We start from the raw sequence: 26,027 nt of genomic DNA on the forward strand, positions 1-26,027 counted from the left end.
CAGCTCAGTTACCCGCCGCCGTTGCCGTATCGTCCCGATGACTCGGGTAGGCAAACGCGTAATAGCCGGCGGCGTCGGCGGTTTTCTTCACCACGCCGTTGAGTATCACGCCTTTGATCGCCACGCCGTTCTGTTCAAAGCGACGCAGGCTGGTTTCAATCTGCTTGACGGTGTTGACCTCAAAACGCACCACCATCAGCGCCGTTCCCGCATGATGACCGACGATCGCCGCATCGGTTACCGCCAGTATCGGCGGGGTATCGATCAATATCAGGTCGTAGCGCGGCGCGGCCCAGTGCAGGAAATCGGCCAACCGCGGGTGCATCAATAATTCGGAGGGGTTGGGTGGCACCTGTCCGCGCGGAACGAAGTCCAGCTTGGCAATGGCGGTCGATTTCACCGCCTGCGCCGGCGCTATCTTGCCGGCCAGCATATCCGACAACCCCTGATACGGACTGTCGCTCAGCCAGCGGTGCAAAAAGCCCTTGCGCATATCGGCGTCGATCAACAGTACGCGCTGGCCGGCCTGCGCAATCACTACCGCCAGGTTGGAACTGGTGAAGCTCTTGCCACTGGCCGGGCTGGCGCCGGAAACCATCAGGATGTTGTTTTTCGCCGCCATCATGGCGAAATGCAGGCTGGTGCGCAGACTGCGGATCGCTTCAATCGACAGATCTTCCGGCTGCGCCTGCGCCAGGATCGGCAGCCGTGCCGCAGCTGTTTTCGCCAATTGCTGCCGCTGCCCACGGTTATGCTTGAGCTGCCATGGCGACAGCGGCACCGTGGCGTAAACGCTGATGCCGCGTTTTTCCAGCACATCGGTATTGCTGACGCCACGATGAAAGGCAGCGCGCAACAGCACCACCGAGCAAGACAGCACCCCGCCCATCAGCACCGCCAGGATAACGATCAGCATTTTTTGCGGTTTTACCGGTTTTAACCCGGTTTCCGCTGCGTCGATAATACGAATATTGCCCACCGTGCCGGCCTTGCTGATGCTCAGTTCCTGCTGTTTGTTCATCAGTTGGATATAAACCTGCTGATCCACCTGCACGTCACGGGTCAGACGCAAGATTTCCTGCTGGGTTTTCGGCAACGCCTGTACCTGTTTACCCAGGCGCGCCTTCTCCTCCTCCAACGTGGCGCGTTTTTCCAGCAGTGCGCGGTAGGCCGGATGGGCGCGAGTGTAGAGCTTGGAAATTTCCGACTCTTTAAACGTCAGCTCGTTGAGCTGCGCCTCCAGTTGCACCTGCGTATCCAACACCGATTTGGCCTCCAGCGACAGATCCACCGAGTCGTTTTGCTGACGAAACTGATTGAGCTGGTTTTCGGCGTTGGTCAACGCGGCCTGGGTCTGTGGCAATTGCTCAGCGAGAAACGCCAGCATCCGCTGCGCCTCTTCGGTTTTGCGATCGACGTTCTGTTGCAGGTAGTTTTCGCTGATGCTGCGTAATACGCGCTGGGCACGCAGGGGATCCTCGCTTTCCAGTCGGAAGGTCATGATGCCGCTGTCCTTGCCGGCCAGCGCAACGTTCAGGCTGTCGCGCAAATCGTCGACCGCCTGCTGCCGCGCCAGCTTGCTGACGGTGAAACGGGTGCCTACCGGGGCGTCCAGCGCGCCGATCCGCAGGCTCCACACGCCGTTGCGCAGCGGTTGGTCGATCGCCCCCGTCAACACGGTCTGCTGGCCATCGTGCAAGCTGACGCGCCGGTTCTCCAGCACGCTGAGGGTCAGCGACTCCCCCAACATCACCTCTGGTACCGTCAGCTCGGTAACGGTTACGCTGGGAACGCTTGCGCCACGCAAACGGGCGAGCCCTTTGCCCAGCAACGGAAAATAGTCGGCGCTGACGCGCACCGTCAGCTGCTGGTCATCGACCGTTTTCCCCAGCACCTGACGCGAATTGACCAACGCAACCTCATCTTGGCTGGCGGAGTTCTGGCCAATGGAACTTTCCAGCGTTTCCTGCAGCAACGACGCCCCGGAGCTTGGCTGTTCTACCTGGATCAGGGTCGAAGCCTGATACACCGGCGTCGCCAGCAGCGCATAGCCGATGCCCAACGCCGCGGCCAGGCCGGTGACCAGCAGGATACGCCAACGGTTGTCCCACAGCGGGCCGATCAGCCGCTCCCAGTCGAGGTTTTCATCCCGATCGGCCAGCACGGCTGGCAATGCATGATTGTTCATTGTCTGTCCTTGATTCCCTGCGGGCGATGGCCGGTTACGGCCTGTTGAAGGTTAACGATCGGCAGAGGGCGAGTCGGCCAGCGCCGCGGGCTCACACGGTTGACGCAGCAGCAGCAGGTAACCGCCAAAACACAGGGCAAAAGCCAGCAGCATCAGGTTTTCCGGTAGCCACAGCACCTCGCCGAACACGCCAATGCAGGCCAGCGTCACCGCCAGCAGGCTGCTCATGCCCAGCGCCTGACGCGCATTCAAACCGCGACGCATCAGAATGTGATGCAGATGGTCACGCCCGGCGCGAAACGGATTTTGGCCGCGTACCACCCGACTCGCCATCACCGACACCATGTCCATCAACGGAATGGCGATCAGCCACAACGCGGTCACCGGCCGCATAACCGGCGCGACGCCCTGGGACGCGCTCAGCAGCAGCCATAGCACGCTGAAGCCAATTACCATGCTGCCGGCATCGCCCATAAAGATTTTGTTGCGCCATCCGAAGGCGCCAAGATTGAATAGCAGATAGGCGGCCAGCGTCGCGATCAGACTCAGGCACCACAGCGCGGTGCTAACGCGGCCACCAAGGGTAAACAGCAGCGCCAGCGCGGCAAAGGTGACGCAGGAAAGCACCCCCAGTTGGCCGTCGATACCGTCGATCATGTTGTAGGCATTGATTGCCGCCCATACCGCCAGTGGCGTCAACCACAGCGCACCGCCGCCCAGCAGCAGCGCATCCTGTCCCCATAGCTGGCCCAGTGAGGCAAGCTGCAGGTCCGCCGCCAACATCATTGCCAGTGCAACCGCGCCCTGCACCACCACCCGCGGCGTCACCGGCAAGTCGAAGCGATCGTCCATCACCCCCAACAACAGTAACGCCGTCACGCAGGCCAAATAGATGTCACCCTGCGGCAGCAAATCCGGACGCCAGTAAAACAACAGCGCCAGGGTCAGATAAATGGCAATACCGCCGACCAGCGGAATATGCCCGTGGTGACGTTTACGCGAGCTGGGTTTATCCACCAGCCCGATAGTCAACGCCAAACGCCGGCTAACCCCCAGTAACACCAGCGCTAAAATAAATATCACGCTCAGTTGATATAACATGATTCCTCCAGCGATTAAGCGCGCTACCGCCCTTGAGTTACAGCTGCCAATGCGCGATTGACAAAAATAAAATCTATGCTTCCGGGATATAAATCAGCATGGGTTATTCCTGCTTATTGTCGATTCGGCGGTCTGGCCGACAGCAGGCAAAGCGTATTACCGCCGGCGCTGGTCAACGGCCGGTAAATTCATGCCGAATGGTTTTCTCGATTGCCGAGTTAAGGTCAACCGGCGCAATGAAATCGCCTTGCTGGTTGGATTTAAATTGTGTTCTGGCACAAAACTTTTGTATCCGTATTCGGCTGATGGGGAATTTACGGCGGGTTATTTTAGCCAGCAGGTCCAATACGCTCGCGGCGCACACCCCAACGACATAGGGGATGCGCACGGTCATATTATTGTGTCCCAACGAAGAGGAAATAACGTCGACCAGTTGGTTCATGGTAAAATCCGGTTTATCGACGTAGTTGCTGACCTGGTAATGTAATTGCTGATCCAGCGCGTGCTCGAGCCTGGCGGCAATATTTTCGACATAGGCCATCGACTTCATGTTATTGCCGCTGCCGATCATCACGAAACGGCCGCTGGCAATTTGCCGAAACAGATTATAGACGTTGCCGCGGTTGCCTTCGCCGAATACCACCGTCGGGCGGATAATGGTCAGCCGGTTGGCCTGGTCTGCCTTGTGCCAGGCTTCATAAACATATTCCGCTTCCAGCTTGGATTTTCCGTAATGATTGAACGGCGCAAAGGCCCCGTCTTCGCCGGTTTCCTGTTTGACGAAGCCATAGACCGCCACCGAAGAGGTAAACACCAGTTGGCGGATATCGAGCATCGACGCGAGCTTGCACAGGTTGCGCGCCCCCTCGACGTTAACCTGGTAATACCGCGCAATCGGCTCAACATTATCCTGATGCTCGGCCGCCAGATTAATCACCGCATCGCAGCCGGCCAAGGCCGACTGTAAGCTCTGCGGCTCGGTGACGTCGCCGTACTGATAAAGTTCGGCAAACGCCTCGCTCGGCCGCTTGTCGATAATGGTCAACGCCAGATCGCTGCGGGAACACAGACGTTTAACCAATCGCGTGCCAATAAAACCCGAGCCGCCAATAATCGCTACTTTACGCTTGTCCATAATTTGTCACTCAGCCTGTTTCCATTATTCCTGCCGCATCAGCGAACGGTCGCAAAATACGCGTTAGGTGATGGTTAACAGACTGGACAAATGATTGTGACTATTCAAATAACAAATAATGAAATAGTAATATTCGCAGCATGTGAAATTATGAACGATATGAAATTTCAGATGACGCTAATTTTTAACATCATACGCCACCCGATATTCCAGATTACTATCCGGCAAGATAAGTTTGAGTGAACCGCCATCAAATGCATTTTCGGCGTCATAGTTCACCGGCTGGCGAAACTGCCCGCGCTTGGGGTCGATGCATTCCAGCGTTGCCTGCGTCTGTGCCTGATGCTCTCCCTGATACAGGCACAACAAGGTCTGTGGCACTTTGGCGCGCGGATCGTTTAGCGTCAGGGCCAGCATCACACGGGTGTTGTTTTGTATGTCATTGACGATCGGCGGCCGCACCTGGTTTCCCAGCAAAAACGAAAGATGTGAAATAACCAGCAATGATGCCAGCACCGACAGATAGGTCACCACTCTCGCCGTCGGCAGAGAAAAAAAACCACGGCTGCCCCTGTTTTTTTCCGCTGAATCGCTATTCCCCCGCAATGGCCTGGCCGTTATTGTTGCGGTCTGTTCCATGCTATCAGCTGCGGCGCTGATTTTATCCTGGCTGACTGGCGGCAAGGAGGTTTCTTTTTCAGATATTTCCGCTTGAATATTATCATTGTTCGTCAATTCTTCATGGGAAATATCATCTCCACCGTTATCGACTTCTTCACTGATAAAATGGAACACCTCACTATTTTCCACTTTATAACCCAGGCGAGGAATGGTTCTGATAAGCATATGCTCCCCATCGCCGATTTTCTGCCTAATGGATTTAATGGTTTGATTTATCGTTGAATCCGAGCAATAGGTGCCTTTCCAAATATTTTCTATAATTTCCGTACGGGTAACCAATTCTGGCGAACGGGCAACCAGCAGTGAAAGTATCTGATACTCTTTCCAGCGCAGGCGAGATTTTTTCCTGGAAGGGATTAAAACATCCAGATTCCTAATCTTTATTCTTTTATCAAGATTCACTTTTAATTTCCTTAACGTGCCTGTCCTGCACACTTTGTATAGAAATATGAAAAAATGTTCAAGAAATTAAATGTAAACTCAATAGACTGTTATATTTGCGAAAGATAAATATAAAAAAATCCCGATTTCATTTTTTAAAATACGACATATTTTACCCCATCAGGGCGCCAATCACCGATTAACCCTTGAGCAGCAAGGGTTTTATCAATTGTTAAAGATGACGAAAAAACACCAGCAACCAACTGAAATATAAGTACAAAATCAATTTGTTAGCGGGTTGTTATATTTATAAACTTGTGAAATTTCCCCTTCATCGGCGCATGGCAAACGACTTTCCGTTTAATCCTATTGCAAAAAAACATAAAGAGCGCGGCGACCAATAATGAGATTTTTCTTATTCGATTGTTTTGCAGATATAAGCGCCATTAACGCTTCAGTTATCACTATCGGCGTTGGCAATAGCAAGCGTAATGGGATAATCGCCGGCAACGGCGGGAAGTGAAATGATGAAAATAATGCCAGGCAGTAAATATAAATGGCGGGTATCTCTGATTGGAAAGATACCCGCAAATAACGATCAGCGAGCCTTACGGCCGTACACCAGCCAGGTAATGGCAACGCAAACAATATAAAACACCAGGAACAGCTTCATCGCGCCAGCCGGCGATCCGGTCATCGCCAGTGAGGTACCGAACGCTTTTGGGATAAAGAAGCCACCAATGGCACCAATGGCAGAAATAAAGCCCAACGCCGCAGCAGAGTCGGTCACCGCTTCGCGTTGCGCCAACCGATCCGAACCGCCCTGCGCCATGACCCGTTCGATGGTGATTTTACGGAAAATCACCGCAATCATCTGGAAGGTCGAGCCGCTGCCCAGCCCGGCAGTCAGGAACAGCAGCATAAAGACGCTGTAAAAGGCGATGAATGACCCTTGCGAGCCTTCTCCCGGCAAGGTCAGGAACAGCAGACCGGCAAACACCGCCATCAGCACGAAGTTGATCAGCGTGACACGGATGCCGCCAAAGCGGTCGGACAATGCCCCGCCGGCTGGGCGCGCCAACGCACCAAGGAACGGACCAAAGAAGGCATAGTGCAGAATCACCACGTCCGGGAATTGGGTTTTGGACAGCATGGCGAAGCCGGCGGAAAAGCCGATAAACGAACCGAAGGTCGCCAGATACAGCAGGCTGAGGATCCATAAATGGCCGCGTTTCAACACCGGCAGTTGCTGGCTGAGCGACGCCTTGGATGCCGCCAGATCGTTCATGCCGAACCAGGCCGCCAGCGTACCGATGATCAAAAACGGCACCCAGATCCAGGCGGCATTTTCCAACCACAGTTGGCTGCCGTCCGGCTGTGGGTGTCCGTTGCCGCCAAAGATACCAAACATGCCGATGGCAATCGCCAGCGGCGCAATCAGCTGCATCACGCTCACGCCCAGATTGCCGAGCCCGCCGTTAATGCCCAGCGCCCCGCCCTGTTTGGCCTTGGGGAAGAAAAAACTGATATTGGCCATGCTGGAAGCAAAGTTGGCGCCGGCAAAACCGCACAGCAGCGAGATGATGATGAAGGTATTGAAGGTGGTGCTGGTATCCTGTACCGCATATCCCAACCACAGGCAGGGAACGATCAGCAAGCCGGTGCTGATCGCCGTCCAGCGCCGGCCACCGAATATCGGGATCACGAACGAATACGGCACGCGTAAAATCGCACCGGAAACCGAAGGTAATGCGGTGAGCAGGAACAGTTGGTCGGTTGAAAAATCAAAACCGACTTTATTGAGATTCACGGCAACGGCGCTGAACAGCATCCAGACGCAGAAAGCCAATAAAAGGCAGGGAACGGAGATCCACAGATTGCGACTGGCGATACGGTGGCCCCGGCGTTGCCAGAATTCAGTATTCTCGGGTTGCCAATCCTGAATAACCGCGCCCGTTTTTTTCTTTAATGATGGCGTTACAGTTTGCGACATAAAAACCTCTGACACACGGTGATAACTTCGCCCACCCTAGTGATCCCACCGCACGCCAAAGTTGATGCAAATCAACGCAGCCGCAGGTAGCAATACGGCCAAAACAACCTTACATCCCCTAAGGAGTAAGCCAACGCATTAAATAAAAAACTTATAAATCAAAAGGCTGACAGCGAGGTTATCCGCAGTCACGACGGCATGCCGGCATGCTGGAAACTAATGGGTACTTCGTTAGGGGTATGGGGTTATGCCTGGGGATAATGAAAAATAAGGCTGAATCGTTATTGGAACCACCTGCTCACGCCCCGTGTTTCTTGCTGCCAACGTGTTATACCTTCAGGGATTTGCCTTTATGAAACGGTTACTGGCCCCGCTGTCGATCGTTAATCAGGTTGCCGTGCTGATGCTGCTGCTGGGCCTGTTGGGGATTGCCGGCATGAGTACCTCGGCCTGGATGTCGCAAAGCATTCAGGGTAATGCGCATGCCATTAACAAAGCCGGTTCGCTGCGCATGCAAAGTTACCGCCTGTTGGCGCAGGTGCCGCTCAGTGAGCAAAGCGAGGCGCTGATCGACGAACTGGCCGCCGATGAAAACAGCCGCGATTTACAGCGCGCGGTCGAACAGGAAGGATTGACGCCACAGTTTCAGGCGCTGCGCGCCTACTGGCAGCAGACGCTGCAACCCCAGTTGCGACAGGCGCAACGGCCGGCCGACGCCGCGCCGCAGGTGGCGCATTTCGTCAATCTGCTGGACAAACTGGTCTCCGACATCGATCGCCATACCGAACGACGCCTGTTGATGGTGATGCTGGTGCAATGGGTGTTCATTGCGCTGACGCTATTGCTGCTGATCGGCACCATTTGCTACCTGCGCCGCCGTTTGCTGCACCCATGGCGCCAGTTGGTGGCAATGGCGCAGGCGGTCGGGCACGGTGATTTCAGTCGGCGTTTCGCCCAGCGTGGACATCAGGATGAAATGGCCTCGCTCGGTGGCGCGCTGAACACCATGTCGGACGAACTGTCCGCCACGTACCACGGACTGGAACAGCGGGTAGCGGAAAAAACCGCCGATCTGCAACAAAAAAACCAGGTATTGGGTTTTCTGTACCACACCAGCCGCCAATTGCACACCAGCGAACCGTTGTGCAGCCGCCTGACGCCGGTGCTGAGCCAGTTACAGGCTCTCACCCCACTGCGGGCGATCCAGCTGCGGCTGTATGAAAACAACAGCCAGGAACAGTTTTTGCTGTTGAGCAACAATCAGCCGTTACGGCCGGAATATTGCAATAACGCGGCGTGCAGCGCCTGTCTGAACGAAGAACCGTACCCGGCGCATCAGCACCCGTCGCTAAGCTGGAGTCTGAGCGATAAACTGGGCAACTACGGCGTACTGGTGGCGCAGTATCACCAGCCGCTGAACGACGATCATCATCAACTGATCGCTACCCTGGTCGAACAGCTGACCAGCGTGCTGGCCATCGAGCGCCAGGTAGACCATCAGCAGCAGTTGATGCTGATGGAAGAGCGCGCGGCCATTGCCCGTGAACTGCATGACTCCATCGCCCAATCGCTGTCATGTCTGAAGATGCAGGCCAGTTGCCTGCAAATGCAGGGCGATGCGCTGCCGGCCGCCAGCCTGGCGCTGGTACGGCAAATGCGCGAAGAACTTAACACCGCCTATCGACAGCTCCGCGAACTGCTGACCACCTTCCGGCTGCGATTAAGCGAGCCGGGGCTGTTGGCGGCATTGCAGTCGACGGTGCAGGAATTCAATGCCCGACTGGGGATCGCCATTGAGCTGGATTATCAATTGGGGCCACGCACCGTCCCGGCCTATCAGGCCATCCATCTGTTGCAGATTAGCCGCGAGGCCTTGAGCAATATCCATAAACACGCTCAGGCCAGCCAGGTACGGATTCAGGTGACCAATCAGCAGGGCGAAATCACCCTGTCGGTCAGCGATAACGGCCGTGGCCTGCCTGAACACGGTGAGCGGCCAGATCATTACGGCCTGATTATCATGCGCGACCGCGCAAACAGTCTGCATGGCCGCTGCGATATCACCCCACGCAGCGGCGGCGGCACCGAAGTCCGGGTGGTCTTCCGCCCGGATAACCACGCCATCGATTAATAGGAGACAGTATGACTACCGAAGAGGCCGCCACTATTTTGCTGATTGACGATCATCCGATGCTGCGCAACGGCGTGAAACAGTTGATTAGCATGGATTCACGGCTGCAGGTGATTGCCGAAGCCAGCAATGGCGAGCGTGGTGTTGAACTGGCGGAACAGCTCGATCCCGACTTGATCCTGCTCGATCTCAATATGCCGGGCATGAACGGTCTGGAAACGCTCGACCGCCTGCGTTTGACCGCGCTGTCGGGGCGAGTGGTGGTCTTCAGCGTTTCCAATCACGAAGACGATGTGGTGAGCGCGCTCAAACGCGGCGCCGACGGCTATTTACTGAAGGATATGGAACCGGAAGAACTGCTGAAGGCCCTGCATCAGGCCGCCGCAGGACAAATGGTGCTCAGCGAGACGCTGACGCCAATACTGGCGGCCAGCCTGCGGGAAAATCGCCCGGCCACCGAGCGCGACATCCAGCAGTTGACGCCGCGCGAACGCGATATCCTCAAACTGATTGCCCAGGGACTGCCGAATAAACTGATCGCCCGCAAGCTGACGATCACCGAAAGTACGGTAAAAGTGCACGTCAAGCATCTGTTGAAGAAGCTGAAACTGAAATCACGTGTCGAAGCCGCCGTCTGGGTGCTGCAAGGCAAGAACGGCTAACCGCCAAACGGTCCGGTAGCGGCCGGTACCGTCGGGGTTTGCAGCGTCTGGGCTGCCGGCATCGAGGGTTGCTCGCCGCCCGACAACGACAGCGGCGGCGTCACCTGCAGCGTGATCCAGTTCGAGGTCACCCGCTGCTGCTGGTCATCTTCCAGCGTTACCGACAGTCGGTAGCGATTTTCCGCCCCGGGGTTGCTATCCCATGCCGGCATGATCACGCTCCAACCATGCGGATCGTTGTTATTGTGCGGCGGCGTCAGACTCAGCGCCTGGGTATCGCCTTGCCAACTGACGCGAGTGATTTTATTGCCGGTTTTGATTTCCAGCACCAGCGGCAGGGTTTCGCCGGCGTGCAGACTCCACGGCGGCGTCGCCAGGAACACCTGCAATGTCTTGCGTTGCTGGAATTCCAGCACCGGTACGTTCCTGCGCTCAATGTTATCGTAGCGGCTGCCGCGCAGCGACTTGGCCTGCGCGACGTACTCCGGCGAAATCTGCTTCACCAACGGTACGCCCAGACGGTAGCTCAACCCCAGTTCTACCGTATCTTGCGTTTCGCCGCCCTCGCCCAGTTTATGCTGCGCCTTCAGCGTTACCAGCGGCACCGGGGTATAGCTCAACCCCAGTTGCATGGCACGCGGATCGTCCTGCTTGTTGCCACTGCCGAACAGATCCACATCGTTGCCACGGTATTGTTCAAAGCTCAATGAAGCGCCCAACTGGCGGTAAAACGGCAAATAGCCTTGCGTGCTGATGTCATAGCCGCGCGCCGGACGGCTGCGGAACACCGCACCGTCTTGCCGCGCCGACATGGCCGACAGTGGATGGTAGTAGTTGGCAGAAAAGCGCAGATAATCGCCCCAGGCTTCCGCGCCAATACTGCCACGGTTACGCTGATTGCCGATGTCGCTGTCGAACACCGTGTTGTAGCCCAACAGCCAGTCGCCCGCGATCCAGCGCTGCCCCAGCCCCAGATTGGCCAACGAACTGTCGGTCTGTTGCAGCACGCTGACCTGGCTATAGGTCAGCAGGCCGTCGACATCATACAGCGGGCTGAATAACTGGCCGCGGCTGCCGGAAAAGTCGCCTTCCGGCGATACCGCCAACGACAGCGTGGCGGTGCCCAGCGGCGACAGCAGATCTTGCGCCTGCTGTTGCAACAGATGGGTTGCCTGACCGATAACGTAGCTCTCGGCGCGGGTACGCACCTGTTGGCCAGAGACCTCATTCAGGTTACGTTCGCCAAGTTGCTTGGCCATGGTGGCCCACTCTTTTTCGCGCTGTTGATCGTTCACCGCACTGCTGCCGAGGTCGGGCAATGCGTTGGCACCGTCTGGCGCCGAGCTGACCAGCGACTCCGGCGCCGGCGGAGATTCCGCCTGGGCCGCAAATGCCAGGGCTAACGGCCACAGCAGCAACGGCCAGCGCTGCCAAGCTGTTTTAGCCGTTTGAACGGTTAGTCTACTGCGGATAATTCGACTCACTTCTGTCATCAGACTGGCGCCCTGACCCCATCCGCGGGACACGACCTACCACCTTTTTCTGCTGCAGCCACTCCCGACGACAGACAACCTCACTTGCGCTCACTATAGCACAGCGCTGCTGTCCATCATTCCCCACCGCGATCCCGCGCACACTCAGCGCAGCCGCGTTAACCAGGCATCCTAGATTATTTATCAGACTAAACAATCAGATAAACCTCAAAAAACGAAGTGACGACGTCACAATATGTCGTATCAGGCGATTTCCAGCGTACGTGGAGCGCCAGTATCTGTCCTGCGCAGCCGGTCGCAAGTTTGCCAACGTAGGCTAAAAACCGCTCGGCGAACCTGATATGAGGCGTTATCTTCGGCGCAGGCAGGGCGTGGGAGAAAAGCGGATGGATGACGCAGGTTTACTGCTGTTATGGCTGTCGGTATTACCGGCATCGTGGCTGGTGCAACAGCTGGTGTGGCGGTCGCCGGCACTGCTGCGTTGGCGTTGGCATGATGCACGCACCGCAAAGGCACCGCCGGTAAAGTGGGCGGTCATGGTAAGCTGTTGTAGCTGCGCCGCCCTGCTGATTGCGCTGGGTCCGGCGGCCGATGCTCGGCGGCTGGTATTGATGGCAATGGCAACCGTGCTGATCGCACTCGCTTTTATTGACTGCCGCACCCTCTGGCTACCAGACAGTTTAACCCTGCCGCTGCTGTGGGCCGGTTTACTGGTCAATTTGCACGGGGCGCTAGTCCCCCTGGCCGACAGCGTGTTGGGCGCGGTGGCGGGCTATCTGCTGTTGTGGGGTACCAATCGACTATATGTGATTTACCGCCAACGTCAGGGGATCGGTCAGGGTGACTTCAAACTGCTGGCAGCGCTGGGGGCCTGGGGCGGCTGGCCGTTGCTACCCGCTATGCTGTTACTGGCCTCGCTGTGCGCTCTGGCGGTCTGGTTGCCCCGCTCTGGCGCACAACGCTCAAGCCGGCAAACGCCGATGCCGTTCGGCTGCTTTCTGGCGCTGGCGGGCGGACTGACGCTGGCGCTGTCAGCGGGGGGATAGCCCCCATGACCACGCCAGCAGGCGGCGAAAAATCACTCACTTCAGTTAACCGCCGAGGTTGGGGTTCAAATCCGGATTATCCTCCGGACCGACCAGCGCACCGACGCCATGCGGCCCTTGATAGTTGCCCTCGGCATCAAAGTTCGGGTTGCCCTGGCGGTCGAAGGCCGGTGTTTTATCCAGAATTTCTTCGGCGGCACGGTGGATCACCACCACGGTATTGCTGCTATTGTGCCTGTCGTTTTGCCGCGCGTTTTTCCGCTCTTCCAGCGCCATGCGCTGCTGCCACTGTGCATTTTCAGCCGCGACCATTTCATCACGATGAATATCGATTTTTTGCATGCATTGGGCAAATTCGACGCTATCGGCTTTAAAACCGTAACCGCTGCACTGCGCCCGATCCATCGCCGCCTGTTGTTCAGGAGAGACACAGCCGCTCAACAGGCAGACCAGGCCTAATACCGCACTGGAAAGTATCACTAATTTCATTTTTATATCCTCGCGTTTAATCAACTGGAAGGTCGCCTGACATCAGGCAAAATAGCCGCTGTCGATCAGATGTTGCATACCGCCGTGCAATTTGCCGCCCGCCTGCTGAAACAGGCCGCGCGCATGTTGGTATTGGCCGTCAAGCTGACGGTTTTGTTGCATCGATGCATTCAGCGCGAACAATACCGTTCCTTCTTTCATCACCATTACCGGCCCACTGAGACGTGCGCTATGGCCGACCGAGTCCAGGGAGCAGAACAGCAGCAACGCCGTTGCGAAAACCACACCAATGCCGCCAAGCAATTTACCGTTTTTCATTTTGTACCGACCTCGCTAATCAAGTAATAATCCGTTGGGATTCGGCGGTTGCCGTAATGTGGGAAGGAGTATAAGAAACGCACACGCGGACAGATATTTGACTAGTCAGAAAAGCAACCCTCTGCTAATCGCAGAAGATTGCTATCATTATTCATCACGGTAGCGGCAAGGGAGAAACACATGGATGCCGGGCGTACATCTCTTCGTTACGGCCTATTACATTGGCTGATCTTTATCGCGCTTTACTTTCTGCTCGCGACCATCAGCCTCGAAACGCGCGACCCCTGGAGCCTGTCCAGCACCGTCTGGCTGCCGGCCGGCCTGCTGCTGGGCATCTTGTGCACCCGGCAACCGGCCCAATGGCCGATGTGGGTGATCAGCGCCGGCGTGATGCATTTCTCGGTCAGTGTGCTGCACGATCGGCCGGTGGATATCGCGCTGGCGTTCGCGCTGGTCGATCCACTGATACTGTGCCCGCTCGCCCTGATCTGGAACAGCGTGCATCGCTATGCAACCGACCTGTCCTACCGTGGAGAAACCCTGCTGCTGCTGGGCGGGGTCTATCTTGGCAGCGCCGTCGGCGGGTTAATCAGCGACCTGCTGCTCAAGGCCCTTGGTTACCCGACGGTGGTCTCGCATTTCGTTAGCTGGAGCATCTCCAACGCTACCGGCTGCCTGGCGATCGCCCCGCTGTTTATCATCCACCGGCTGAATCGCGGCCGCTGGCTAAACCGACAACAGGGCTATACCGCCGTCTGGGTATTACCGCTGGTGGCGGCGATATTTTGCCTGCCGGCCCCCCTGTTGCAGCACCCGTTGCTGAATCATGCCTTGCTGTATATGGCGCTGGCATTGTCCTTGCTGTTGGCGGCGCTGTGGCCGCTGCTGCCGCTGGCGCTGTACTTTATCCTGTTGACGCTGCTGGTCAGCCTGGCGACGCTTTACGGTTACGGCCCTTTTTCCGCCGCACTGGCAGGCACCCAGGCCGTCGAAGCGTCGCAGCTGTACTTGTTGGCGGTTATTTCACTCGGGCTACTGGTCGCCACGCGTGAACAGCAGCACCGCGCCCGCAACCAGCAGCACCAGCAGCGCTTGCAGCTGTTGGGCTACCTGTTACAGGCGCGCCAACCGGCCTTTTTTTGCCTGACGCCCGGGGCGGAAAGTCTCGACTGGCAGCCGCATGAAGCGATTTTCGGCATGCCGCCGCGTCAGTTGGCCAACCTGACGCTGCTGCTGGCGCATGTACATCCCGACGATCGCGAGCCGTTGGCCAGCCTGTTGCGTCATCCGGCCGCCTCAGCGCAGCAGCCCTCCTGCTGCGCCTTGCGGTTGCTGTTGCCCGATGCGGTTTATCATCAGGTTGAATGCCGGTTATTACCGCATCCACACCACGGGGTAAACGGCGTACTGGCATTGGTCACGGCCCATTAATCCTGCCGTATTTATTGTTGTTTCAAGGAGCGTTGAGTGCAAAAAACCGTGGTAATAGCCGACGATCATCCGGTGTTCCTGATTGGGTTACGCACCGTGGTCACTACCAGCTTCGGCGATGATTTTGTCATCAGCGGCGAAGCGCAAACGGTAGATCAATTGCTGGCGCTGCTGGCGGAAAAACAGCCGGATGTACTGCTTACCGACTTCAACATGCCCGGCGATCGGCAAAGCGATGGCTTGAGACTGATTGAAACGCTGCGGCGTAAATACCCGCAGTTGCCGATCGTCGTGATCACCATGATGACCAACCCCGGATTGGTGAAGACCATTCTGGCCGCCGGCGCGCGGGCGGTGATCAACAAGCAGAGCCTGACCAGCGAACTGACCACCTGCCTGAAAGCATTACAGCAAGGGCGACGTCCCGCTAACGTCAGCGCGATGCCGGTCACCGTGGCAGCCATGAGTCCGCGAGAACTGGAGGTGGTGCGCCTGCTGGCGCAGGGACATAGCGTTAATCACATCGCCGCCATGCTTAGCCGTACCAAGCAGACCATCAGCGCACAGAAAAAAAGCGCCATGATGAAAATCGGCGTCGGCTCCGACGCTGAACTGTTTGAATATCTGCGCGAAGCCGGACTATGAACCTTATGCGCTGGCTGCTGCCATTGCTGCTGTTGCCGGCCTGGGGTTGGTCGGCAGAACCGCTACAGATCGGCCTGTTGCGCGATCGCCTGCCCTATAGCGATCTGGATGCGCAGCGCCAACCACAGGGCGCCGCCAGCGATCTGCTGAGCGCGCTGTCGACCCAAAGCGGGTTGCACTTCAGCGCCCAGGCGGCCTCCAACCGCGACCAACTGGCGCAAATGCTCAGCCAGCAGCGTATCCAGCTGGCCCTGCCGCCGCCGCAGAGTTCACCGCCACCGACCGGCATCCTGCTTTCCAAACCGCTGTGGCAGCAGCGTTGGGCGTTGGTTGTGCGGCGGGATAGCCTACCGTTGCAGCATCAACTGATGCCGGATTTGCGTCATCAGCGCTTGCTGTCCTTGCGACACAGCCCGGTACAGGCCGCCTTGCTGACGACCTACCCCGGCGTGGCGCTCGGTGAAGCGGCAACCCTGCATGAAGCGCTCAGACTGTTGAATGCCGGCGCTGCTCAGGGCATCGTTTGCGACGCCACCCAGGCGGCGCTGCTGGCCAGCAATCTGTATCCGGGCAGATTGCTGGTGCGCCCATTGCCGGCCATCGTCAGCACCCAGCGCCTATGGCTGGCCGCCGATCAGCACGCGTTGCTCGACCGCATCAATCAGGCGATCGATGCCCTGCCTGACGGCATGGCGCAGTCGATCAACCAGCGCTGGCTACTCAACGCGGCGCTCAACGGCATGCTGCCCGCGCCTTCCACTGCCCGCCATTGGCTGACGCCGCTGGCGGGGATCAGCGCTGCGCTGTCGCTGTTTCTGATAGGCTTTCTGCTTAGCGAGATCTTCCGCCGGCGCCGCGCCGAGCGTGGACTGCGCGATGCGCTCAAATATTGGCAAACCTTGCTGAACAGCATTCCCACCCCGCTGCTGGTGTGCGACCCGCTCGGCAAGATTACCCATTGCAATCAGGCATTGTTAACGTCGCTGGCGCTGTCCCACCAGCAGGTCATTGGCAGTACGCTGGAACACTTCACCGCGCACCATCCCATCGCCCCACCGATCGGCCACCAGGAACGCATTGCCGCCATCGGCAGCATGCAGCCGCAGTTTTCCGACCGCACCATGGTAATACGCGGCGAGCAGCGGGAAATCGCCCAGTGGCTGGCGGCCTACAGCGACAGCCGCATGACGCCGCAGGGCCTGCTGCTAGGCTGGTATGACATCAGCCAACGCAAGCGGCTGGAGCGCGATCTGGCCGACGCGTTGCAGCAAGCCACCGACGCCAGCCGCGAAAAAAGTGATTTTCTGGCGCGCATGAGCCATGAGATCCGCTCACCGATGAACGCCATCCTCGGCATTCTGGAACTGGAAAGCCAGCGTCCAGACGCGGCAGACTCGTCGCTGCCGATTGCCTATGCCGCCTCACGCCAGCTGTTGCAAATCGTCGGCGACGTGTTGGACATCTCGAAAATCGAAGCCGGAGAACTGCATCTGCAACCGCAGCCCACCGCGCTGTACCCCTTGCTGACGCAGCTGCTGGAAACCTACGCCACGCTGGCGGCGCAAAAAGCGCTGCGACTGGACAGCGACATCGAAGCCGCCTGGCAGTGTGACTATCTGTTGGATGGCACAAAGCTGACGCAGGTGCTCAATAACCTGCTGAGCAACGCCATCAAATATACCGAACGCGGTTTTGTAGCGCTGCAGGTCAGCGTTCAGTCGCAGGATACGCAATACGACCGCGTCACGTTCAGCATCACCGACAGCGGCATCGGTATTGCTCCGCAAATGCAGCAAAAAATATTGCAGCCGTATGTCCAGGCCGATCCCAATACGCCGGCCAGCACCGGGCTTGGCCTGGCAATCTGTACCCAGTTGGTACAATTGCTGGGGGGAGAGTTACAGATTGATTCAGCGCCGCAGCACGGCTCGCGTTTTTCCTTTACGCTGAGCCTGCCACGCAGCACCGTCCATAGCGAATCCCAGACCTCATCGGCACCCAGCGCGCTGGACCCCGCGCTGCATATCCTGGTAGTAGACGATCTGCCAGCCAATCTGACGGTGATGAAGCTGCAACTGGAAAAGCTCGGCCATCACGTTACCACCTGTGATAACGGCATGCAGGCGTTACAGTGGCTGGAACGGCAACACGCCGATCTGGTGTTGACCGATTGTCAGATGCCGACCCTCAGCGGCTATCAGTTGGCACAGACCCAGCGCGAACGCGAGCGCGGTCAGCGACGCTACCAGCCGATCGTCGGCTGCACCGCCAATGCCTTTAACGATGAGCAACGCCGTTGTCTGGCCGCCGGTATGGATGCGGTATTGATCAAACCGCTAACGCAAAAAGACTTGCGCAACCTGCTGCAGGAACAGCGGGCAATTGGTTTGAACATGCAGGAAATACGGGCGATGAGCGACGGGCAGCCTCAGGTGCTGTCAACGCTAATCGATGAACTGCAACGCAGCAGTGAAGCCGACCGACAGCAACTGCTTGCCAACGCCGGGCAACCGGAGGCGTTCGCCGCGGTGCTGCACCGGCAGAAAGGCAGTTTTGCGCTGGCAGGCTACCAAAGCGCGGTCACCGTTTGCCAGCAGTTGGAACAAGAGCCACCGACCAGCGCAGAACCGACGGTGGCACTGCTGCGGCTGAACGCGCTGACGCTGCGATTTATCGCCCTGTTGGAACTGCAGCGCCCGTCGGCAACTTAAACCGCCACCGCCGGCGTAACCTGCTGCGCCTGCCAATGGCCGGCGCGGTACAGACCGACCACGCTGCCAATCACCAATAAACCGGGTGACTGTGGGCGTTCGCGAGTCAGCAGCGCGGGCAATTCGACCAGCGTGGCGGTGAGCACCCGCTGCTGCGGCTGAGTGCCTCGTTCGATAATCGCCAACGGCGTCTCGGCGCTCATGCCGTGGCGCATCAACTGCTCGGCAATGCTCGCACCGAGCGCCAGGCCCATATAAAACACCAGCGTCTGCCCGTCGCTGACCAGCGCGCGCCAATCCAGCTTCAGTCCGCCATCACGGCAATGACCGGTAACAAAGCGCACCGACTGCGCATGGTCACGGTGGGTCAACGGAATGCCGGTCGCGGCGGCACAGCCGCTGGCGGCAGTGATGCCCGGCACGATATGACAGGGGATGCCATGGCGCTGCAACGCCACCATTTCCTCACCGCCGCGGCCAAAGATAAACGGATCGCCGCCCTTCAGCCGCACGACGCGATTACCGGCCTGCGCCAGTTCCACCAGCAACTGGTTGATCTCCGGCTGCGACAGCGTGTGGCAACGGGGGGATTTGCCCACGTCGATGCGCAGCGCCTGCTTCGGCACCAGCGCCATCACCGCTGGCGACACCAGACGATCGAACACCAGCACCTCGGCCTGACTGATGGCCCGCAACGCCTTGATGGTCAACAGTTCGGCATCGCCCGGCCCGGCACCGACCAGCCACACCTCGCCGCCGACCACCGGCTGGCGTTGCTGCGCACACGCGATCAACATATCAATCGCTTTCATCGACCTACCCTCCGCTATGCCACCCGCTGGGTCGCATGCTGTTGAATCAGTTTTTTCAGTTCCGGCAGGCAGGAACCGCAGTTGGTACCGCATTGCAGTTGCTCCCCCAGCGTCGCCGCGCTGTGGCAGCCTTGGCGTATCGCCGCAATGATGCGATTTTCACCCACGCCGAAGCAACTGCACACCGTGGCTCCGGGCGCCGTCTGCCCTGGGGCGCTGCGGCCGCCTAGCAACGCCAGACGCTGCGGACCGGTGTGCGGCGCATGGTCAAACGCCGCAAGGATCGCGCTGCGATCCAGCGTCGGCGCGTAGCGTCGGCTGTAAAAGGCCAGTTGCACTTCGCCCTGACGCCAACCGATCGCATGGAAGCCACGCTGTGCAAGTTCGGCGATTTGCAGCGTCAGGCCATCCAGCCCAAAGTGCTGTTGCAACCAGGCTGGCCAGTCGTCGATCTGCTGTTGGCCAGCCATGATGAAATGGTTGACCGACTGCTGCGTCACGCGGCTCCAATACACTCCACGCGGCGGCGCGGCGGTGTGGCGCAAGAAAATCTCCGCCTGCCAGCGGCTGTGCCAGCGACTGACACGCACCGGCGCATGCTTGCTTTCCGGCTGGCCGGAATCGGCGTCGACCACCGGCGGGATCAGGCTGTCCACCCGCCCCTGCGCGGTGAACTGCGCGTTCCAGTGCATCGGCACAAACAGGCTGCCGCGCCGTTGGCCTGCGCTGAGCTGCGCGCGCGCGATCATCCAGCCGTGTGGCGAGCTCAGGCGCACCAGATGGCCGTCATCAATACCCAACGGCACAGCATCCTGCGGATGGATCTCGCAAAACGGTTCGCTGATGTGACGCATCAACCGCGCGGCCTTGCCGGTGCGGGTCATGGTGTGCCACTGGTCGCGAATGCGCCCGGTGTTGAGCACCAGTGGATACTGTGCTGACGGCGCAGAATGCGGCAACCGCGGGGTAATCGGCAATAAGCGCGCCTTGCCGTCCGCATGCAAAAAGCGGCCATCGGCAAACAACCGTCGACAGCCCTGCGGGTGCTGCCTGTTGATCGGCCACTGCATGGGAGGCATCTGATACCACTGCTGGCGGCTGTACGCGGCCAATCCGCTGATATCAAAAGCGCGGCTACCGTGGTTTTCAAAGCCGGACAGCGCCGCATGCTCGCGGAAAATATCGGCCGGATGCTGGTAGGCAAACGCGTCGGCAAACCCCATGCGCGCCGCAACCTGACTGATGATCCACCAGTCTGCTTTTGCTTCGCCAGGCGCAGGTAAAAAAGCGCGCTGGCGTGAAATGCAGCGCTCTGAATTACTGACGCTGCCTTCTTTTTCCCCCCAGGCCAACGCCGGCAGGCGAATATGCGCCAGCGCGGCGGTATCGGTGGCGGCCATAACGTCAGAAACCACCACCAGCGGGCAGTCTTTTAACGCCTGCCGCACTACGTCGGCGTCCGGCAGCGATACCACCGGATTGGTGCCCATGATCCACACCGCCTTCACCTGTCCGGCGGCCACCGCGCGGAACAACGCTACCGCGTTCAAGCCGGGCTGGCGCGCCATCTGCGGCGAGCGCCAAAAACGCTGTAGCCGGTCAGTGTCTGCTGCGCTGAATCCCATATGCGCCGCCAACTGGTTGGCCAGCCCGCCCACCTCGCGGCCTCCCATCGCATTCGGCTGACCGGTAATCGAAAACGGCCCACAGCCCGGCTTGCCGATGCGCCCACCCGCCAGATGCAGGTTGATAATGGCGTTGCATTTATCCGCCCCGCTAGAGGACTGATTAATGCCCATCGAATACAGCGTCAGCCAGTTTTCCGTTCCGGCCAGCAGGCGGTAAAATGCCATCACCGCGTTGAGCGGCAAACCGCAGAACTCGGCCACCCGTGCTGGCGTCCATGATGCAGCGGCAGCCAGCGTAGCGGATGCACCGAGGGTATGACGCTGCAGGAAATCCTGATCCAGCCGCTGCTGCTGCGCCAGCCAGTGCAGCGCCCCGTTGAACAATGCGGCGTCGCTGCCGGGGCGCAGCGGCAGATGCAAATCGGCACCGTCGCAGGTCGCGGTTTCACGCGGGTCGATCACCACCACTTTCATCTGCGGCCGCCGACGGCGCGCCGCGCTCAGCCGCTGGTAGGCCACCGGGTGCGCCCAGGCGGTATTCGATCCGCACAGGATCACCAGATCCGCCAATTCGATATCCTGATAGCTGCACGGCACCGCGTCGCCGCCAAACGCCCGCTTATAACCCACCACCGCCGACGCCATGCACAGGCGGGAATTGGTGTCGATGTTGGCCGCGCCGATATAGCCTTTCATCAGCTTGTTGGCGACGTAGTAATCCTCGGTCAGCAACTGGCCGGAGGCATAAAACGCCACCGCCTGCGGGCCATGCTGCGCGATGATGCGGCTAAATCGCTCGGCTACCGCGTCCAGCGCCTGTGACCAACCGACGTTCTGGCCGTCTAGCTGCGGGTGCAGCAGGCGGCCATCAAGATCGAGCGTTTCCGCCAGCGCGCTGCCCTTGACGCACAGCCGCCCCTGATTGGCCGGATGGTTGGGGTCGCCGGCGACGCTGAACGTGCCGTTCTGCTCGGCAATCGCCACGCCGCAACCCACGCCACAGTACGGGCAGGTGGTACAGTGCGCCGCGTTCACGATGTCGCTCCCGCCGTTTCCGGCTCGACAATAGCCGCCTGCATCGGCTGGCTGTATACCCGCACCCGCCCTTGTTCCACCCGCACCGGCCAGGCGGTAAGCCGCAATGAGGCATCATCGACGCTCACTCCGTCACGCAGGCGGAAACGCTGCTTGTACAACGGTGAAATCACCACCGGCTCGCCCGCCACGTCCCCCAACAGGCCGCGCGCCAGCACGTTGGCGTCGCTGCCCGGCTCACGGTTGGCCAGCGCATAGACGCCGCTGCCCGGCAGATGGAACAGGGCAATCTGCTGGCCGTCGATCCGCGCGGCCATACCGCTGTGCGGCGGAATGTCGTCCAGCGAACAAATGTCTTCCCACCGCCCCTCGCGCGGCCGTGCCGGCTGCACCTCGAACGCCTGGCCGCGTTCTTCTGCGCCGGCCGGGCGGCGTTGCCCACGTTCCGCTTGCCAGACCACCGCCTCGTCCGGCTGCTCGCTGTTAACAAAGGCGCGGAACAGCTGCAAACGTTCCGGACTTGCCAGGGTGGTTTGCCATTCACACTGGTAACTGGTTACCACCGCCTGCATCTCGCTTTCCAGTTCGGCGGCGATGCCGAGACTGTCTGCCAATACCACCTCACGCAGGTAATCCAACCCGCCTTCAAGGTTATCCATCCAGGTGCTGGTACGTTGCAGCCGATCGGCGGTGCGAATATAAAACATCAGGAAACGATCGACGGTGCGGATCAGCGTTTCCGTATCCAGATCGCTGGCGAACAGATCGGCGTGACGCGGCTTCATACCGCCGTTGCCGCACAGATACAGGTTCCAGCCTTTGTCGGTGGCGATCACGCCGACGTCCTTGCTTTGCGCTTCGGCGCATTCACGCGTGCAGCCGGAAACCGCCATTTTGATTTTGTGCGGCGAACGCAGGCCTTTGTAGCGATTCTCCAGCGCAATGGCCAAAGCGGTGGAGTCCTGAACGCCGTAGCGGCACCAGTTGGAGCCGACGCAGGATTTCACCGTGCGCAGCGATTTGCCGTAGGCATGGCCGGTTTCAAACCCGGCGTCCACCAGCTGTTGCCAGATTTCCGGCAGCTGTTCCAGGCGGGCGCCGAACATGTCCACCCGCTGACCGCCGGTTATTTTGGTGTACAGCTGATAACGTTGCGCAATCTGGCCGATGGCGATCAGCCCCTGCGGCGTGATTTCTCCTGCCGGCACCCGCGGCACCACCGAATAGGTACCGTCTTTTTGAATATTGGCGAAGAATCGGTCGTTGGTGTCCTGCAGGGGCAAATGCTGCGGTTTGAGCAGATATTCGTTCCAGCACGATGCCAGAATCGAGCCAATCAGCGGCTTGCACACTTCGCAGCCGTGACCGTGGCCGTGTCTGGCCAACAGCTGTTCGAACGTGCGAATATCGCCGACCCGCACCAGGTGATACAGCTCCTGACGCGAATAGGCAAAGTGCTCGCAAAGGTCTTTTTTCACCGTCGCGCCACGCGCGACCAGTTCATGCTCCATCACCTGCTTCACCAACGCCGCGCAGCCGCCGCAGCCGGTTGCCGCCCGGGTGCAGGACTTCACTGCCGCCAGATCGGCGCAGCCTTGCTCTACCGCCGTACTGATGTCGCCCTTGCTGACGTTATGGCAGGAGCAAATCTGTGCGCTGGCCGGCAAGGCGGCCACGCCAAGCGCTTTCGGCGCTGCGCCGCCGGTGGCCGGCAGGATCAGGCTTTCCGGTGCGGACGGCAGCGGCAGCGCGTTCAGCATCAGTTGCAACAGCGTACTGTATTCGGCGCTGTCGCCCACCAGCACCGCCCCCAGCAGACGTTTGCCGTCGCCGGACACCACCAGCTTTTTATACACCTCGGCCGGGCCGTCGACCCAGCTGTAGCTTTGGCTGTCGGCGGTGCGGCCATGCGCGTCACCGATCGAAGCCACCTCCACGCCCAGCAGTTTCAGTTTGGTGCTCATATCCGCACCGCAGAACGCGCTATCGCGTCCGGCCAGCGTATCCGCCAGCGTGCGTGCCATCTGGTAGCCCGGCGCCACCAGGCCAAAAATCTGTCCGTTCCACAAGGCGCATTCGCCGATGGCAAAAATGGCGTCGTCGCTGGTACGGCACCGATCGTCGATCACGATACCGCCACGAGGCCCCAGCGTCAGCTCGGCGTCGCGCGCCAGGTTATCGCGCGGCCGAATGCCGGCGGAAAACAGGACCAAATCGGCCTCCAACCGCTCACCGTCAGCAAAATCAAGACTGTGACGGTGTAACAAACCGTCATTTATCGCCCGCGTTTCCTTGCCGGTGTGCACGCTGACGCCCAACGCTTCGATCTTTTTACGCAGCATGGCGGCACCGCCGTCATCCAGTTGCACCCCCATCAGCCGCGGTGCAAACTCCACCACGTGGGTCTTCAGCCCCAGCTGCTGCAAGGCATTGGCGGCTTCCAACCCCAGTAAACCCCCGCCGATCACCACGCCCACCTGCGCGTTTTTGGCGCTGTCGGCGATGGCCGCCAGGTCGTCCAGCGTACGGTAAACCAGACAGCCTGATCGTTGATTGCCAGCGATCGGCGGTACAAACGGGTAAGAACCGGTAGCCAGCACCAACTGGTCATAGGCGGTTTCGCGGCCAGCGGCGTCAATTACGCACTTGCGTTGCCGATCGATGGCGCACAGCTGCTGGCCAAGCCGCAGTTCAATACCACTACGCTCGAAGAAACCCTCCTCCACCATCGACAAGGACTGCGCGCTTCGCCCGGAGAAAAATTCAGACAGGTGGACGCGGTCATACGCCGCCACCGATTCTTCGCCAAACACCACAATGTGGTAGCGCAGGTGCAGTTGGCGTGCCACCAGCTGTTCCAGAAAATGATGGCCAACCATGCCGTGACCGGCAACCAGCAAAACGGGCTTGTGCATTTCGGATGTCCTCTCGCTCACCGCCTGTGCGGCTTCGGGTTCGGTATTGCCAAACAGCAGCGCCGCCGGGTCGTTGACCGGCTGGCCCAACTGCCGCAAATAAAATTGACTGTCGCTGACGTCGCCATACAGCAGCACACCGTCAAGGATGCCGTCGCGCACCAGCAGACGGCGGTAATGTTGTGCCTGCGGATCCTCGGCATAATGAATCTCGGCCCCGTTGTTCGGTTCAATCTCGCCAGCGCACAGCATGTCGATGCCGCTGACCTTGAGACGGGTGTGCAACGGTGCGGGCCGGTACGGCGCCACCGTCTGCCCGGCCAGCCGCTGAGCCAGTAACGCCGCCTGTTGCCAGCATGGCGCCACCAGGCCAAAGGTGGTGTCACCCAGTTGACTGCATTCGCCGACGGCGTAAATCGCCGCATCGCTGGTGCGCATGGCCGGGTCGACAATAATGCCGCGCTGGCAGGTCAGCCCGGCCTCGCGCGCCAGCCGCACCGCTGGCTGTACCCCGGCGGCCACCACCACCAGATCGCAGGCCAATTGCTCACCGGTGCTCAGCGTGGCGGCCTGGACCTGCGCCGCGCCATGGAAGGCGCTGACCTGGCAATCGACCTGACAATCGATGCCGCGCGTCGCCAGATTGCGCTGCAACATCAGCGCCGCCCTGGCGTCCAGCTGACGCTCCATCAGGTAATGACCACGGTGCACCACCGTGCAGCGCATACCGCGCACCGCCAGCGCTGCCGCCGCCTCAATGCCCAGCACCCCGCCGCCGACCACCAGCGCCCGGCCGTCGGGACGGCAGTGGCCAAGCATCGCCTGTACGTCGTCCAGGTTACGAAAACCGTATATGCCGGGCAGCGCGATCCCCGGCGTCGGCGGCAGCCAGGGGTGCGAACCGGTGGCCAGCACCAGCAGGTCATAGGCTACGCAGCGCCGCGCGGTGGTCACCCGTTTCGCCTGCCGGTCAATCGCCAACGCCGCTTCCCCGGCCAGCAGCCGTACCCCCTGCTCGGCATACCAGGACAGGGGGTGCAGCACGGTATCGTCAAACGCCTTCTCGCCCGACAGCACCGGCGAAAGCAGGATGCGGTTATAGTTGCCGCGCGGCTCTGCGCCGATCACCGTGATGGCGTAACGCTGCGGCGCCAGTTGGCAGAGGGTTTCCACCAGCCGCATGCCTGCCATACCATTGCCTATCACCACTAATCGTTGTTGCCTCATCGTGC

17 protein-coding genes are annotated in these 26,027 nt (G+C 59.4%); 6 read left to right on the forward strand and 11 right to left on the reverse strand.

The window, feature by feature from the left end; genetic code table 11:
- Positions 1–4 precede the first annotated feature (4 nt).
- The 5 genes from AC2AXP_RS09035 to AC2AXP_RS09055 form a co-directional block, all read right to left on the reverse strand.
- Positions 5–2,188, reverse strand: coding sequence for a polysaccharide biosynthesis tyrosine autokinase (locus AC2AXP_RS09035; protein ID WP_198772903.1), 2,184 nt, complete (start codon positions 2,186–2,188; stop codon positions 5–7).
- 51 nt (positions 2,189–2,239) lie between these two features.
- The gene (gene wecA / locus AC2AXP_RS09040) at positions 2,240–3,289 is read right to left on the reverse strand and encodes a UDP-N-acetylglucosamine--undecaprenyl-phosphate N-acetylglucosaminephosphotransferase (RefSeq protein WP_484381574.1); all 1,050 of its coding nucleotides are present in this window, start codon (positions 3,287–3,289) and stop codon (positions 2,240–2,242) included.
- A gap of 172 nt (positions 3,290–3,461) precedes the next feature.
- Positions 3,462–4,424, reverse strand: a complete 963-nt coding sequence (locus AC2AXP_RS09045) for an NAD-dependent epimerase/dehydratase family protein (protein ID WP_484381575.1) — start codon at positions 4,422–4,424, stop codon at positions 3,462–3,464.
- A 177-nt stretch (positions 4,425–4,601) separates the two neighbouring features.
- Positions 4,602–5,507, reverse strand: coding sequence for a winged helix-turn-helix domain-containing protein (locus AC2AXP_RS09050; RefSeq protein ID WP_273870006.1), 906 nt, complete (start codon positions 5,505–5,507; stop codon positions 4,602–4,604).
- A 577-nt stretch (positions 5,508–6,084) separates the two neighbouring features.
- The gene (locus AC2AXP_RS09055) at positions 6,085–7,479 is read right to left on the reverse strand and encodes a NarK family nitrate/nitrite MFS transporter (RefSeq protein WP_088499720.1); all 1,395 of its coding nucleotides are present in this window, start codon (positions 7,477–7,479) and stop codon (positions 6,085–6,087) included.
- Between the two features lie 352 nt (positions 7,480–7,831).
- On the opposite strand from AC2AXP_RS09055, the gene narX reads away from it, so the two are divergent.
- Together narX and narL are read left to right on the forward strand one after the other, a co-directional pair.
- Positions 7,832–9,610, forward strand: coding sequence for a nitrate/nitrite two-component system sensor histidine kinase NarX (gene narX / locus AC2AXP_RS09060; RefSeq protein ID WP_484381576.1), 1,779 nt, complete (start codon positions 7,832–7,834; stop codon positions 9,608–9,610).
- A gap of 11 nt (positions 9,611–9,621) precedes the next feature.
- Positions 9,622–10,272, forward strand: a complete 651-nt coding sequence (gene narL, locus AC2AXP_RS09065) for a two-component system response regulator NarL (protein ID WP_004961638.1) — start codon at positions 9,622–9,624, stop codon at positions 10,270–10,272.
- On the opposite strand, the gene AC2AXP_RS09070 is transcribed toward narL, so the two are convergent.
- Positions 10,269–11,765, reverse strand: coding sequence for a YchO/YchP family invasin (locus tag AC2AXP_RS09070; RefSeq protein ID WP_484381646.1), 1,497 nt, complete (start codon positions 11,763–11,765; stop codon positions 10,269–10,271). The genes narL and AC2AXP_RS09070 overlap by 4 nt on opposite strands.
- 386 nt (positions 11,766–12,151) lie before the next feature.
- Between AC2AXP_RS09070 and AC2AXP_RS09075 the strand changes: the two genes are divergently transcribed.
- Positions 12,152–12,811: a prepilin peptidase gene (locus AC2AXP_RS09075; RefSeq protein ID WP_233092242.1), complete on the forward strand. Its 660-nt coding sequence runs from the start codon at positions 12,152–12,154 to the stop codon at positions 12,809–12,811.
- 45 nt (positions 12,812–12,856) lie between these two features.
- Here AC2AXP_RS09075 and AC2AXP_RS09080 read toward each other — a convergent pair whose 3' ends face one another.
- Together AC2AXP_RS09080 and AC2AXP_RS09085 are read right to left on the reverse strand one after the other, a co-directional pair.
- Positions 12,857–13,300, reverse strand: coding sequence for a hypothetical protein (locus tag AC2AXP_RS09080; RefSeq protein ID WP_039991988.1), 444 nt, complete (start codon positions 13,298–13,300; stop codon positions 12,857–12,859).
- 42 nt (positions 13,301–13,342) lie between these two features.
- Positions 13,343–13,618: a hypothetical protein gene (locus AC2AXP_RS09085; protein ID WP_004961628.1), complete on the reverse strand. Its 276-nt coding sequence runs from the start codon at positions 13,616–13,618 to the stop codon at positions 13,343–13,345.
- Positions 13,619–13,798: 180 nt separating this feature from the next.
- On the opposite strand from AC2AXP_RS09085, the gene AC2AXP_RS09090 reads away from it, so the two are divergent.
- From AC2AXP_RS09090 to AC2AXP_RS09100, 3 genes are read left to right on the forward strand one after another with little or no spacing between them, the layout of a single operon-like run.
- The gene (locus AC2AXP_RS09090; protein ID WP_004961625.1) at positions 13,799–15,049 is read left to right on the forward strand and encodes an MASE1 domain-containing protein; all 1,251 of its coding nucleotides are present in this window, start codon (positions 13,799–13,801) and stop codon (positions 15,047–15,049) included.
- Between the two features lie 36 nt (positions 15,050–15,085).
- Entirely contained in the window at positions 15,086–15,694 is a 609-nt protein-coding gene (locus AC2AXP_RS09095; RefSeq protein ID WP_371901769.1) for a response regulator, read from the forward strand.
- On the forward strand, positions 15,691–18,405 hold the full coding sequence (locus tag AC2AXP_RS09100) for an ATP-binding protein (protein WP_484381577.1): 2,715 nt from the start codon (positions 15,691–15,693) through the stop codon (positions 18,403–18,405). Before AC2AXP_RS09095 ends, AC2AXP_RS09100 begins: the two co-directional genes overlap by 4 nt.
- Here the strand turns inward: AC2AXP_RS09100 and cobA are convergent.
- From cobA to nirB, 3 genes are read right to left on the reverse strand one after another with little or no spacing between them, the layout of a single operon-like run.
- Complete coding sequence (gene cobA, locus AC2AXP_RS09105; protein ID WP_004961615.1) at positions 18,402–19,217, reverse strand: uroporphyrinogen-III C-methyltransferase; 816 nt, start codon at positions 19,215–19,217, stop codon at positions 18,402–18,404. The genes AC2AXP_RS09100 and cobA overlap by 4 nt on opposite strands.
- 14 nt (positions 19,218–19,231) lie before the next feature.
- A complete protein-coding gene (locus AC2AXP_RS09110) occupies positions 19,232–21,880 on the reverse strand; it encodes a nitrate reductase (RefSeq protein ID WP_198772914.1) in 2,649 nt (882 codons plus the stop codon).
- Positions 21,877–26,022 carry a nitrite reductase large subunit NirB gene (gene nirB, locus AC2AXP_RS09115; RefSeq protein WP_449145186.1) on the reverse strand — a complete coding sequence of 1,382 codons (4,146 nt, stop codon included), beginning with the start codon at positions 26,020–26,022 and terminating at the stop codon, positions 21,877–21,879. Before nirB ends, AC2AXP_RS09110 begins: the two co-directional genes overlap by 4 nt.
- Between the last annotated feature and the right edge of the window lie 5 nt (positions 26,023–26,027).

The sequence above is a fragment of the Serratia sp. Sp408 genome (genome assembly GCF_057180665.1).